This window comes from Streptomyces sp. NPDC001339 (genome assembly GCF_042895955.1).
Taxonomy (GTDB): Bacteria; Actinomycetota; Actinomycetes; order Streptomycetales; family Streptomycetaceae; genus Streptomyces.
The window spans coordinates 138703-153638 of record NZ_JBIAWT010000010.1; the positions used below are offsets into that span (position 1 = coordinate 138703).

Here is a 14936-nt window from a genome sequence, read left to right on the forward strand (position 1 = left end):
CTCATGCCGATGATGGCAAGGGGCTCGTCGTCGGCGGTGGCGGTGTTCGTGGTCGTGATCGTGGCGGTGGTGCCCGTGGCGGAACCGGCGAGGGACTCGCGCAGGAAGGCGACGAGGGCGAGCGGGTTGGGGTAGTCGAAGACCATGGTGCTGGGCAGGGCGAGCCCGGTCACGGCGGCGATCCGGTTGCGCAGGTCGACGGCGGTCAGCGAGTCGAAGCCGACGTCGCGGAAGGCGCGGTGTTCGGAGAGCACGTCGGGTGAGGCGTGGCCGAGTGCGGTGGCCGCCTCGGTGCGGACCAGGTCGAGCAGGATGCGGTCCTGCTCGACGGCGGCCAGGCCCAGCAGCCGGGTGGTGAACTCGTTTCCGGAGTCCGGGCCTTCGGTGCCCTGCTGTGCCGCCTCCCTGATCTCGGGGAGGTCGTCGAAGAGCGGGGTGGGCCGGGCGGCGGTGAAGACGGGGTAGTAGCGCTCCCAGTCCACGTCCGCGATGGCCAGGACCGTCTCGTCGTCGTCGAGGGCCTGCCGCAGGCCGGTGAGAGCCAGCTGGGGGTCCATGAAGACCAGTCCGCTGCGGCGGATCTGGCCGGGGTCGACGCGGCCGAGCTTGAGGTCGTCGGCCCAGATGCCCCAGGAAACGGCGGTGGCACGGGCGCCGCGGGCGCGGCGGTGTTCGGCCAGGGCGTTGAGGTAGGCGTTTCCTGCGACGTAGGCGGCGTGGGCGCCGCTGCCCCACATACCGGCGGTGGAGGAGTACAGGACGAAGGCGTCGAGGCCGTCGCCGAGGAGTTCGTCCAGGTGCCGGGCGCCGGTGACCTTGGCGTCCATGACCTTGGCGAAGTCGTCGGGGGTCGTCTCGTCCAGCGGCGCGAGCTCGATGGTGACGGCGGTGTGCACGACGGTCCGTACGGTGCGGCCCTCGGCCTCCAGTGCGGCCAGCATCTGCGCGACCGCGTCGCGGTCGGTGAGGTCACAGGCGACGGCCTCGGCTTCGCAGCCCAACTCGGCCAGTTCCTGTATGAGTTCGGCGGCGCCGGGTGCCGCCGGGCCGCGGCGGCTGGTCAGCACGATGTGCTCGGCGCCCTGCTGGGCGAGCCAGCGGGCCAGGTGCGGGGCGAGCGTGCCGGTGCCGCCGGTGACGAGGGTGGTGCCCCTCGGCGTCCAGGGGCTCGCCGGGGCGGGGGCCGCACCGGTGGCGCGTACGACGCGCCGGGCGAGGACACCCGAGGTGCGCAGGGCGAGTTGGTCCTCGCCGGTGCGGCCGGTCAGGACGGCGGCCAGGTGCTCACCGGCCCGCTGGTCGAGTTGCTCGGGCAGGTCGACCAGGCCGCCCCAGCGCTGCGGGTGTTCGAGGGCGGCGGTCCAGCCGAGGCCGAGGATCGGGGCCTGCTCGGGGTGGGTCAGCCGGTCCGCGCGGCCGGTGGAGACGGCTCCTCGGGTCAGGCACCACAGGGGTGCGCCGATTCCGGCGTCGCCGAGCGCCTGGACGAGCGCGAGGCTCAGGGCGAGCCCGCGGGTGAGCGCCGGGTGCACCGCGCTGTGCCCCTCGGCCTCGGCCAGCAGGGACACCACGCCCGTGAGGTCCGCCGGGTCGCCGAGGCCGGTCAGGCGCGCGACCAGGGTGGCGCGGTCGGCGCAGGCGTCGTCCAGGACGAGGGCGCACGGGTCGGCGCCGTGGGCGGCGAGGACACCGGTGAGGTTGTCGGTGTCGGTCCCTTCGGGGGCGATGACGAGCCAGGTGCCCGTCAGGGCCGCCGTGGGCAGGCTGGTCAGCGGCTTCCAGGTGGCGCGGTAGCGCCAGGAGTCCACGGTGGACAGGTCGCGGCGGCGCTTGCGCCAGTGGGAGAGGGCCGGGAGGACCGGGGCCAGGGAGGTGCGGTCCAGGCGCAGGCTGGCGGCGAGGGTGTCGACGTCTTCCTCCTCGACCGCCGTCCAGAACTCCGCGTCCGCCGGGTCCGCCGCGGACCCGGAGTTCTGGGACCGGTCGCGGATCGCCCACAGGTGCTCGCGCTGGAAGGCGTACGTGGGCAGCGGCACGCGGCGGGCGCCGGTGCCGGCGAGAACACCGGCCCAGTCGGCGCTCGCGCCCCGTACGAAGGCCTCGGCGAGGGAGGTCAGGAAGCGGTCGGTGCCGCCCGCGTCGCGCCGGAGCGTGCCGAGCACCGCGGCCGTGGCGCCGGCTTCCTCGGCGGTCGCCTGGATGCCCATGGCGAGGACGGGGTGGGAGCTGACCTCGATGAAGAAGTGGTGGTCCTGGGCGAGGAGTTCGCCGACGGCGGGCTGGAAGCGGACGGTCTGCCGCAGGTTGGTGTACCAGTAGTCGGCGTCCATGCCGGTGGTGTCCAGCCAGTCGCCGGTGACGGTGGAGAAGAAGGGCACCTGCGCCGGGCGCGGGCGCACCGGCGCGAGGACGGTGCGCAGTTCGTCCCGCACCCGCTCGACCTGCGCGGAGTGCGAGGCGTAGTCCACGGCGATGCGCTTGGCGCGGATGTCCTCGCCGACCAGCTCGGCCTGGAGGGCGTCCAGCGGCGCGGTGGCGCCGGAGACGACGAGGGACCGGGGGCCGTTGACGGCGGCGATCGAGAGGTCCTCGTACGCGGCGAGGCGCTGTTCGACGTCGGCGGCGGGCAGCGGGACCGACAGCATGCCGCCGGATCCGGCCAGCCCGCGGGCGATGGCCTGGCTGCGCAGTGCGACGACGCGGGCCGCGTCTTCGAGGGAGAGCGCCCCGGCGACGGCGGCCGCGGCGATCTCGCCCTGGGAGTGGCCGACCACGGCGTCGGGGGTGATGCCGTGGGAGGTCCACAGCGCGGCCAGGGAGACCATGACGGCGAAGGAGGCGGGCTGGACGACGTCGACGCGGTCCAGGGTCGGCGCGCCGTCGGTCTGGCGCAGCACGTCGAGCAGGGACCAGTCGACGAACTCCGAGAGGGCGGTGGCGCATTCGGCCAGGCGCTCGGCGAAGACCGGGGATTCGTCGAGGAGCCGCGCGCCCATGCCGGCCCACTGGGAGCCCTGGCCGGGGAAGACGAAGACGGTCCTGCCGTCGGTGTCGGCCGTGCCCTGGACGACGCCGGGTGCGGAGCCGCCGGCGGCGAGGGCGTCGAGGGCCGCGCGCCGGGTCCGGTCGTCGGTGCCGACGACGACGGCGCGGTGGTCGAAGAGGGTGCGCGAGGCCACCAGGCTGTGGCCGACGTCCAGCGCACCGGGTGCCTGCTCGCCGTCGAGGTGGGCGGCGAGGGCGGCTGCCTGGGCGCGCAGCGCGCCCGGGGTCCGGGCGGACAGCACCCAGGGGACGACGCCACCTGCCGGGGGCACCGGCCGCGCGGGGGCCGCCTCTTGGGGGCGGGGGGCCTCTTCGAGGATGGTGTGGGCGTTGGTCCCGCTGATGCCGAAGGAGGAGACGGCGCAGCGGCGCGGGCGCTCGCCCTCGGGCCAGTCGGCGGGTTCGTGCAGCAGGGCGAGGGTGCCAGGGGTCCAGTCGATGTGGTGGGAGGGGGTGTCCGCGTGCAGGGTGCGCGGCAGCTCTCCCTGGCGCAGGGCCAGGACCATCTTGATGACACCGGCGACGCCGGCCGCCGACTGGGTGTGGCCGATGTTGGTCTTGACGGAGCCGAGCAGCAGCGGGCTGTCCGGGTCGCGGTCCTGGCCGTAGGTGGCGAGCAGGGCCTGGGCCTCGATGGGGTCGCCGAGGGCGGTGCCGGTGCCGTGGGCCTCGACGGCGTCGATGTCCGCCGGGGTCAGCCCCGAGTTGGCCAGGGCCTGGCGGATGACGCGCTGCTGGGCGGGGCCGTTGGGGGCGGACAGGCCGTTGGAGGCGCCGTCCTGGTTGATGGCCGAGCCTCGGACGACGGCGAGGATCTCGTGCCCGTTGCGCCGGGCGTCCGAGAGGCGCTCCAGGACGAGGACACCGACGCCTTCAGCGAGGGTCATACCGTCGGCGCCGTCGGAGAACGCCTTGCAGCGGCCGTCGTCGGCCAGGGCCCGCTGCCGGCTGAAGGCGACGAACGGGTCGGGGTGGGTCATCACGGTCGCGCCGCCGGCCAGGGCCAGGGAGCTCTCGCCGTTGCGCAGCGACTGGCAGGCCAGGTGCAGCGCGACCAAGGACGAGGAGCAGGCGGTGTCGACGGTGACGGCCGGTCCTTCGAGGCCGAAGAGGTAGGCCAAGCGCCCGGAGAGCACGCTGGGGCTGGTGCCGGTCACCAGGTGGCCGGCGGAGCCGTCCTCGACGCCGAGGCCGTACTCCTGGTAGGTGGAGCCGATGAAGGTGCCGGTCGCGGAGCCGTGGACGGTGGTGGGGTCGATACCGGCGTGCTCGAACGCCTCCCAGGTGGTCTCCAGCAGCAGCCGCTGCTGGGGGTCCATGGACAGCGCCTCGCGCGGCGAGATGCCGAAGAAGGAGGCGTCGAACTCGCCCGCGTCGTGCAGGAAGCCGCCCTGGCTGGAGTACGTCGTGCCGGGGTTGTCCGGGTCGGGGTGGTAGAGGCCGGTGTCCCAGCCGCGGTTGACGGGGAAGTCGGTGATCGCGTCGACGCCTTCGGAGACGAGCTCCCAGAACTGCCGCGGGGAGCGGACGCCGCCGGGGAAGCGGCAGCTCATACCGACGATGGCGATGGGCTCGTCGAAGCCGCCCGATGACACCGCCGCGGGAGCGGCCTGGGCACCGCCGGTGCCCAGGAGTTCCTCGCGCAGATGGCGGGCGAGGACGGCGGGGGTCGGGTAGTCGAAGACGAGGGTGGCGGGCAGGGCCAGGCCGGTGAGGGCGGCCAGCCGCTTGCGCAGCTCCACGGCGGTCAGCGAGTCGAAGCCGGCGTCACGGAAGGCACGCCGCTCGGCGATGGCGTCCGCGGAGTCGTGGCCGAGGGCGATGGCCGCCTCGGCGCGCACCAGGTCGGTCAGCAGCCGCTCCTGCCCGTCCTCGTCCAGGCCTCGCAGGCGCGCGGCGAATTCCGGCGCGGCGCTTTCGCTCTCGGCGCGCGTCAGGGCCTGGATCTCGGCCAGTTCGTCGAAGAGCGCGCTGGGGCGGGTGGAGGTGAAGACGGGGTGGTAGCGCTCCCAGTCGATGTCGGCGACCGTGACGGTGACGTCCTGCTGGACGACGGCGCGCCGCAGTTCGGCGAGGGCGGTCGCGGGTGCGAGGAAGCGCAGTCCGCGCTTGCGCAGTTCGTCGGTGACGGCCTCGTGGGTGGCCATACCGGCCTCGGCCCAGGGGCCCCAGGCGACGGAGGTGGCGGGCAGGCCGCGGGCCGCGCGGTGCTCGGCGAGGGCGTCGAGGTAGGCGTTGGCGGCGCTGTAGGCGCTCTGCCCGGCGCTGCCCCAGACTCCGGCGATCGACGAGACCAGGATGAAGAAGTCCAGGTCGTGGCCGTCCAGGAGGCTGTCGAGGTGGGCCGCGCCGAGCAGCTTGGCGGCCATCGCCTGGGCGGCGTCGGCCAGCGGGGTGTCGGCGAGGGCGGCCGCCTGGCCGACACCGGCCGCGTGCACGACGCCGGTCAGCGGGTGCTCGTCGGGTACGGAGTCCAGCAGCGCGGCGAGTGCGGCGCGGTCGGCGGTGTCGCAGGCCGCGAGGGTGACGCGGGCGCCCAACTCCTCGAGTTCGGCGGCCAGTTCGCTTGCGCCGGGGGCGTCGGGGCCGCGGCGGCTGGTGAGGAGGAGGTGCTCCGCGCCGCTGCGGGCGAGCCAGCGGGCGGCCTCGGCGCCGAGTGCTCCGGTGCCGCCGGTGATGAGTACGGTGCCGCGCGCGGTGAAGGCGTCGGCCGGGGGCAGTTCGGCCTGCGGGTGGCGCACCAGTCGGCGGGCGAGCGCCCCGGTGGCGCGGAGAGCGATCTGGTCCTCGCCGCCCTCGGCGGCCAGCGCGCTGACGAGATGCTGGGTGGCGGGGGCGTCGAGGACGGGCGGCAGGTCGATCAGGCCGCTCCACAGCTGCGGGTGCTCCAGGGCGGCGACCCGGCCCAGACCCCAGACCGCGGCCTGGAGGGGGTGGGTGAGCGGGTCGTCGGCACCGGTGGTGACGGCACCGCGGGTCAGGGTCCACAGGGGCGCGGCGAGGTCGGTGTCGGCGAGCGCCTGGATCAGCACGAGGCTGAGCGCGAGCCCGGTGGAGGGCTCGGCCCCGGTCTCGGCGCCGGTCTCGGCCCTGGGGCGGTCGGCGAGCGGGAGCAGGGACAGCACGCCGGTCAGCGGCCGGTCCTGGTCCCGTACGGCGGCGAGCCGGCCGGCCAGGTGGGCGCGGTCGCGGCAGGCGTCGTCCAGGACGAGGGTCTCGAACTGGGCGCCGTGGCCGCGCAGCGCGTCGAGGATCTCGTCGCTGTCGATGCCGTCGGTGGTGACGAGCAGCCAGGTGCCGTCGAGGACGGGCGCGGCGGCGGCCTGCACGGGGCGCCAGGTGACGCGGTAGCGGGTGGAGTCCAGCAGCGCCTTCTCGTGCCGGTGCTGGCGCCAGGAGGACAGCGCGGGCAGCAGCGCGTACAGGGAGGCGTGCTGTTCGTCTCGCAGTCCCAGGAGCGCGGCCAGTTCCGTGGCATCGCCGCGTTCGACGGCGCCCCACAGCTCGGCGTCCGCGGGGTCGGCGGCGGCCTGCGCGAGGCGGGCCGGGGCCGGCTCGGGCCAGTAGCGCTCGTGCTGGAAGGCGTAGGTGGGCAGGTCGGTGGTGCGTGCTCCGGTACCGGCGAGGTACGCCGGCCAGTCGACGGCCGTGCCGCGGACGTGCAGGCGGGCCAGCGCGGTGGCCGCGCAGCGCTCCTCGCCGCGCCCGGCGCGCAGCAGCGGGACGATGGACGCGTCCGCGTCGTCGCCGAGGGCCTCCTGGGCGGCGGCCGACAGCACACTGTCGGGGCCGAGTTCGAGGAAGGTGCCGGCGCCGCAGTCGTGCGCGGCGCGCAGGGTGTCGGCGAAGCGGACGGCGCCACGGGCGTGCGCGACCCAGTAGTCGGCGGAACGCAGTTCGTCGCCGGTGGCGGCCCGTCCGGTGAGACCGGAGATCACGGTCACGTCCGGCGCATGGTAGGTCAGCTCGGCGGCAACCTCGCGCAGCCCGTCGAGCGCGGGCCCCATGAGCGGCGAGTGGAAGGCGTGGCTGACCGGCAGGCGTTTGGTCTTGCGGCCCTGGGCGGCGAAGTGGGCGGCGATCTCCTCGGCGGCGGCCAGGTCTCCGGCGACCACGACGCTGCGCGGGCCGTTGACGGCGGCGAGGGAGACCTCGTGCTCGCGCCCGGCGAGCAGCGGCGCGGTCTCGTCCTCGGCGGCCTGAACGGAGATCATCGCGCCGTCGGCGGGCAGCGCCTGCATCAGCCGTCCCCGCGCGATCACCAGGCGGGCCGCGTCGGGCAGCGACAGGACGCCCGCGACATGCGCGGCGGTGATCTCGCCGATGGAGTGGCCCATCAGCACGTCGGGGCGGATGCCCCAGGTGGCGAACAACCGGTGGAGCGCCACCCCGAAGGCGAACAGCGCGGGCTGGGTCCACTCGGTGCGGTCCAGCAGCGCCGCCTCGGGGCTGCCCTCCGGGGCGAACAGGACGTCCTTGAGGGGCCGGTCCAGGTGCGGGTCCAGGACGGCGGTCACCTCGTCGAGGGCCTGGGCGAAGGCCGGGAAGCGGGCGGCGAGTTCACGTCCGGCGCCGGGGCGCTGGCTGCCCTGCCCTGAGAACACCATGGCCAGCTTGCCCGCGCCGCCGACCTCGCCCTCGGTGAGCGCGGAGCCCGGCCGGTCGGCGGCCAGGTCGGCGAGGGCGCGCAGCAGTTCGTCGCGGTCGCCGCCGATGACGACGGCGCGCTGTTCGAAGGCCGTGCGGGTGGTGGCGAGGGAGAGCCCGACGCCGGCCGGGTCGAGGGCGGGGCGCTCGTCGAGGAAGGACCGCAGGCGGGCGGCCTGGTCCCGCAGCGCCGCCCGGCTCCTGCCCGACAGCGTCCAGGGCACGACGGCCGGGGTGAGCGCCGGCTGTTCGCGCTGCTCGGGGGCGGCCGGCGGCTCCTCGACGATGAGGTGGGCGTTGGTACCGCTGAATCCGAAGGAGGAGACGGCGGCGCGGCGCGGCCGGCCGGCCCGCGGCCAGGGGGTCTCCTCGGTGAGCAGGCGTACGGCTCCGCTGTCCCACTCCACGTGCGAGGACGGCTCGTCGGCGTGCAGGGTGCGGGGCAGCACGCCGTGGCGCAGGGCCATGACCATCTTGATGACACCGGCGACGCCGGCCGCGGCCTGGGTGTGGCCGATGTTGGACTTGACGGAGCCCAGCAGCAGCGGGCTGTCCGGGTCGCGGTCCTGGCCGTAGGCGGCGAGCAGGGCCTGGGCCTCGATGGGGTCGCCGAGGGTGGTGCCGGTGCCGTGGCCCTCGACCGCGTCGATGTCCGTGGCGGACAGGCCGGCGGCGGCCAGCGCCTGCCGGATCACTCGCTGCTGGGAGGGGCCGTTGGGTGCGGTCAGGCCGTTGGAGGCGCCGTCCTGGTTGACGGCGGAGCCGCGTACGACGGCCAGGACCCGGTGCCCGTTGCGGCGGGCGTCGGAGAGGCGTTCCAGGACGAGGACGCCCACGCCCTCGGACCAGCCGACGCCGTCGGCGCCGTCGGAGAACGCCTTGCAGCGGCCGTCCGGGGACAGGCCGCGCTGCCGGGAGAACTCGATGAGGGCGCCCGGCGTCGACATCACCGTGACACCGCCGGCCAGCGCGAGCGAGCACTCCCCCGCGCGCAGGGCCTGCATCGCCCAGTGCATGGCGACCAGCGAGGACGAGCACGCGGTGTCGACGGTGACGGCGGGGCCTTCGAGCCCGAGGGTGTACGAGACCCGCCCGGAGGCGACGCTCGGGGCGGTGCCGCTGCCCTGGTGTCCCTCGAACTGCCCGCCGGAGAGCACCGTGGCGTAGTCGTTGTACATCACGCCCGCGAACACGCCGGTCTGGCTGCCGCGCAGGGACACCGGGTCGATGCCCGCCCGCTCGACGGCCTCCCAGGACGCTTCGAGGAGCAGCCGCTGCTGGGAGTCGGTGGCCAGGGCCTCGCGGGGGCTCATGCCGAAGAAGGCGGGGTCGAAGTCGGCGGCGGTGTGCAGGAATCCGCCGAAGCGGGAGTAGGAGGTGCCGGTGCGGTCCGGGTCCGGGTCGTAGAGCGCGTCCAGGTCCCAGCCGCGGTCGGCGGGCAGGCCCGAGATGGCGTCGGTGCCCTCGCTGACCAGCCGCCACAGGTCCTCCGGCGACGCGACGCCGCCCGGGTAGCGGCAGCTCATGCCGACGATGACGACGGGGTCGTCGTCCGCCGCGCTACGGGGCGCGTCGGCCGCGGCGGCGGCTTCGGAGCCCATGAGTGCGGTGAGGAGGTGCCCGGCGAGGGCGTCGACGGTCGGGTAGTCGAAGACGACCGTCGCGGCGGTGCGCAGGCCGGTGGCCGCGCTGAGCCGGTTGCGCAGTTCCACGGCGGTGAGCGAGTCGAAACCCAGGTCCCGCAGCGGGCGCCGCGCGTCGATGTCGGCGGTGTCGGCGTGGCCGAGTACGGCGGCCACTTGGCCGGCCACGAGGTCGAGCACGACCTCGCGGCGGTCGGTCTCCGCCAGCCGGGACAGCTTCTGTACGAGGGGGACGGCGGTCTCCGCGCCCGAGACCACCGCGCGGCGGGCGGGCGTGCGGATCAGGCCGCGCCACAGCGGCGCTACTTCGCCCTGGAGGCTCTGAAGGCCCTGGGCGCGCAGGACGGACAGGTCGAGCCGGGTCGGCAGCAGGACGGCGGCGTCCGTGGCGGTGGCCGCGTCGAAGAGGGCGATGCCCTGTTCCACGGTGAGCGCGGGCGTGCCCATACGGGCCAGGCGGTCGAGGTCCTCGTCCGTCAGGCCGCCGGTCATTCCGGTGGTGGGCTCCCACGGGCCCCAGGCCAGGGAGAGCGCGGGCAGGCCCTGGGCGCGGCGCAGTTGGGCCAGCGCGTCGAGGAAGGAGTTGGCGGCGGCGTAGTTGCCCTGGCCGGCCGCGCCAACGGTGCCGGAGAGGGAGGAGAAGACGACGAAGGCGGCCAGATCCAGGTCCCGGGTGGCCTCGTGGAGGTGCCAGACGGCGTCGGCCTTGGGCCGCAGGACCGCGCTGATCCGCTCGGGGGTGAGCGACTCGATCACGCCGTCGTCGAGGGTGCCGGCGCTGTGCACGACGGCGGTGACGGGGTGCTCGGCGGGCACTCCGGCCAGCAGCCGCCGCACGGCGTCCCGGTCGGCCAGGTCACATGCCGTGATGGCCACCTGCGCGCCGTGCCCGGCCAGTTCGGCCACGAGTTCCCTGGCGCCGTCGGCGTCGGCGCCGCGGCGGCCGGCGAGCAGCAGGTGCCGTACGCCGCGCTCGGCGACCAGGTGCCGGGCCAGTACGCGGCCCAGGCCGCCGGTGGCTCCGGTGAGGATCACGGTGCCCTCGGGGTCCCACTCCGTACCGGTCGGCGATGCCTGGGCGCGGGCGAGCCGCGCGGCGAGCACCGAGGTGCCGCGGACGGCGGTCTGCGACTCGTCCGAGGACAGGGCCAGGGCCCGCAGCACCGGCTCCGCGGCGGGCTCGGCGGTGTCGGGGTCGAGGTCCAGCAGCCCGAAGCGGCCGGGGTGTTCGCTCTGCGCGGCCCGCACCAGGCCCCAGACGGCGGCGGCCACCGGGTCGGGTGCCTGCCGGTCGTCGGTGGCGACCGCGCCACGGGTGACGAAGACCAGCCTGGACGCGGTGTTCCGCTCGTCCTCCAGCCAGGTCCGCAGCCGCTCCAGGACGTGGGCGGTGCGGGCGTGGACGGAAGTGACGACGTCGCCCTCGGCCGCGCCCTCCACGGGGGCGAGGACCACGTCCGGGGCATGGGTGGCCGCGTCCGGGACGGGCAGCGCCGTGACCGTGAGGTCCGTCGGCGCAAGGGCCCGCTCCAGGCCGAAGAGGTCAGGGCCGAGGACGGCGGCCGAGGCGGGCGCCGCCTGGACGGCCTGGCGCGGTTCGCTCCAGCGCAGCGCGAACAGGGCGTCGCGGACAAGGGAGTTGGCCGTGTCGATCTGCTCGTCTGGCAGGGTGCGCAGGACCAGCGAGCCGATGGAGGCGACGGGGGCGCCGGTGGTGTCGGCGACGGCGATGGCCACCGCGTCGTCCTCGGCCGGGGTCAACTTCACGCGGACGGTGCTCGCCCCGCTCGCGTGCAAGGTGACGTCCTGCCACGAGAAGGGCAGGCCGCCGCGGGCGTCCTCGCCCAGGTCCACAAAGACCGCGGCGTGCAGCGCGGCGTCCAGCAGGGCCGGGTGGATCCCGAACGCCGCAGACGACTCGGCGGACGCGGTGTCGGCGCCGTCGGCCTGAGGGAGCGTCACCTCGGCGTAGACGTCGTCGCCGCTGCGCCAGGCGGCACACAGGCCCTGGAACAGCGGGCCGTATCCGAAGCCGGTGCCGGCCATGCGGTCGTAGAAGCCGGCGAGGTCCAGCGGGCGGGCGTCGGCGGGGGGCCAGACGGTGGCGTCGAAGGCGGCGCGGTGCTCGTCGGCGACGAGGGTGCCGGCGGCGTGCTGGGTCCAGGGGAGTTCCTCCGGCCCGTCGGGGCGGGAGTGGACGCTCACAGCGCGGCGGCCGGACTCGTCCGGGCTGCCCACCCACACCTGCACCTGGACGCCGCCCTCCTCGGGCAGCACCAGCGGGGCGGCCAGGGTGAGTTCCTCCACTCTGCCGCAGCCGGCCTCGTCCCCGGCGCGCACGGCCAGTTCCAGGAAGGCGGTGCCCGGCAACAGTACGGTGCCGCGCACGGCGTGGTCGGCGAGCCAGGGGTGGGTGCGCCGCGCCAGCCGGCCGGTCAGCAGCAGGCCGTCGGAGTTGGCGACCGACACGGCCGCCGTCAGGAGCGGGTGGTGTGCCGCGCCCAGGCCGGCGGCGCGCATGTCACCGCCCGCCGCGGGCCCGCCCTTGGGCCAGTAGCGGCGGCGCTGGAAGGCGTAGGTGGGCAGGTCGGTGCGCCGGGCGCCGGTGCCCTGGAAGTACGGCTCCCACTGGACGGCCACGCCGCGGGTGTGCAGCCCCGCCAGCGCGGCGGTGAGGGTCTCGGCCTCGGGGCGGCCCGGCCGCAGCACGGCGAGCGTCGCGGGAACACCGTCGGCGGATTCGGGGGCAATCTCGGTGGCGGGTCCGGAGGCTCCGTCGGCGGCGGTCAGGCAGGTCTGGGCCATGGCGGACAGGACGCCGTCGGGGCCCAGTTCCAGGAAGGTGGCGGCGCCGTGGCCGTCGAGCCAGGCGAGGGCGTCGGCGAACCGTACCGCGTGGCGGGCGTGGTCCACCCAGTGGTCGGGGGAGGTCAGCTGCTCCACCGTGGCGAGGGTGCCGGTCAGGCCGGAGACGACCGGGATCACGGGTGCCCGCGGAGTGAGCCGGGACACGACGGCGCGGAACTCCTCCAGCATGGGCTCCATGAGCGGGGAGTGGAACGCGTGCGAGACCCGCAGCCGCTTGGTCTTGCGTCCCAGCGCGGCGAAGTGCTCGGCAACGGCGGTGGCGTCGTCGGCCCGACCGGCGACCACGACGGCGGCCGGCCCGTTGACCGCGGCGATCGAGACGCGGTCCGGCCGGTCCTCCAGCAGGGGCCGGACCTCGTCCTCGGTCGCTTCGAGGGAGATCATGGCGCCGCCTTCGGGCAGTGCCTGCATGAGGCGGCCGCGGGCGAGCACCAGTGCCGCGGCGTCGGCCACGGTGAAGACGCCGGCGACATGCGCCGCGGCGATCTCGCCTATGGAGTGCCCGGCGAGGAAGTCCGGCTTGATGCCGAAGGACTCGGCGAGCCGGTACAGCGCGACCTCGATCGCGAACAGCGCGGGCTGGGCGTAGCCGGTCTCGTCGAGCAGGGCGGCTTCGGGCGTACCCTCGGCGGCGAACAGCACGTCCTTCAGGGGCCGTTCCAGACCCTGGTCGAGGTGGGCGAGGACCTCGTCGAGGGCGGTGGCGAAGACGGGGAAGCGGGCGGCCAGTTCACGCCCCATGCCCGGCCGTTGGGAGCCCTGTCCCGCGAAGAGGAAGGCGAGCTTGGAACGGGTCCGGGCGGTGTCCTGGACCAGGCCCGAGGCCGGCGCGCCGTCGGCGAGCGCGGTGAGGGCGGCGCGGGCCCGGTCCAGGTCGGCCGCGGTGAACGCGGCGCGGTGCTCCAGGCCGGAACGGGCCGTGGCCAGGGAGTAGGCCACGTCCACGGGTGCCGGGCCGGGGCGGGACGTGAGGTGTTCGAGGAGCTGCGCCGCCTGGGCGCGCAGCGCCTCGCGGGTACGGCCGGAGAGGAGCCACGGGACGGCGCCCGCCGCCACGGGTTCGGCCGCGTCCGGCTCCGTGTCCTCCTCGGGGGCGGCCGGGGTCTCCTCCAGGATCGTGTGCGCGTTGGTGCCGCTGAGCCCGAACGAGGAGACGCCGGCCCGGCGCGGCCGCTCGCCCTGCGGCCACGGGGCCTGCTCGGTGAGCAGGCGCACCGCTCCCTGTGTCCAGTCCACGTGCGAGGACGGCGCGTCCACGTGGAGGGTGCGCGGGAGCAGGCCGTGCCGCATGGCCAGCACCATCTTGATGACGCCGGCCATACCGGCCGCCGCCTGGGTGTGGCCGAGGTTCGATTTGACGGAGCCCAGCAGGAGCGGACGGTCGGCGTCGCGGCCCTGGCCGTAGGTCGCCAGCAGCGCCTGGGCCTCGACCGGGTCGCCCAGGGTGGTGCCGGTGCCGTGCGCCTCGACGGCGTCGACCTCGTCGGCCGAGAGCCGCGCGCTGACCAGCGCCTGCTCGATGACCCGTTGCTGCGAGGGGCCGTTGGGTGCGGTCAGTCCGTTGGAGGCGCCGTCCTGGTTGACGGCGGAGCCCCGGATGACGGCCAGGATCTCGTGCCCGTTGCGACGGGCCTCCGAGAGGCGTTCCAGGACCAGGACGCCCACGCCCTCGGCCCAGCCGGTGCCGTTCGCGGAGTCGGCGAAGGAACGGCAGCGCCCGTCGGCGGAGAGCCCGCCCTGGCGGTTGAACTCCACGAAGGTGGTGGGGCTGGACATCACGGTGACACCGGCGGCCAGCGCCAGGGAGCACTCCCCCTGGCGCAGGGAGTGGGCGGCCAGATGCAGGGCCACGAGGGAGGACGAGCAGGCGGTGTCGACGGTGACCGCCGGGCCGACGGCGCCGAAGAAGTACGCGAGCCTGCCCGAGATGACGCTGGTGGTGGTGCCCGTGAGGGCAAAGCCCTGGACGTCGTCGTCCGGGCCCACCCGGTATTCCTGGGGCATCGCCCCGACGAACATGCCCGTCCTGGTGCCCCGGACCGCCGCCGGGTCGATGCCGGCGCGTTCGAAGGCTTCCCAGGAGGACTCCAGCAGCAGTCGCTGCTGCGGATCCATGGCGAGCGCCTCACGGGGGGAGATTCCGAAGAAGGAGGCGTCGAACTCGGCCGCGTCGTGCAGGAATCCGCCGGAGAACTCCCCGGCGTCCTCGGCCGCCTGCTCCCAGCCGCGGTCGGCAGGGGCGCCCGTGATGCCGTCCCCGTCGGCGACGAGCAGGGACCAGAGCTCCTCGGGGTTGCGCACCCCTCCCGGGAAGCGGCAGCTCATGCCCACGATCGCGATCGGCTCGCGGGCCGCCGCCTCCAGCTCGCCCACCCGCTGCCGGGAGCGCCGCAGATCGGCGCTGGCCCGCTTCAGGTAGTCGCGGAGTTTCTGTTCCTGGTCCATCTTCGCCACGTTCAACCCAACCCATCTCAAGACCGGCGGACAGCAGAGGATTTCGATGTGGGCATCCGGCACTGGGGACGGCGTTCCACAGCGACTGAGTTATCTGCGTGCCCTGCACGAGGCAGCTCGACTTCCGCACGCCACACGTTCAGTCTCGACGGGGATGGCCATGGAATTCCCTAGTGTCGGCCGGACCCGGGGCCGGCCGTACGCCGAGGCGCCGGGGGCGCCGCGGATGGTCCGCGGCGCCCCCGGCGCCTTGTGTCCCCTGGGTTCGCTTCCGGACAG

General features: G+C 75.1%; 1 protein-coding gene (running past one end of the window). It reads right to left on the reverse strand.

Annotated elements, in window-relative coordinates; all coding sequences use genetic code 11:
• Positions 1-14648: the 5' portion of a type I polyketide synthase gene (locus ACFY12_RS27525; protein ID WP_390718591.1), read on the reverse strand. The gene continues 14137 nt to the left of window position 1, outside the view; only the first 14648 of its 28785 coding nucleotides appear in the window; it begins with the start codon at positions 14646-14648; its stop codon lies beyond the left edge, outside the window.
• Positions 14649-14936 lie beyond the last annotated feature (288 nt).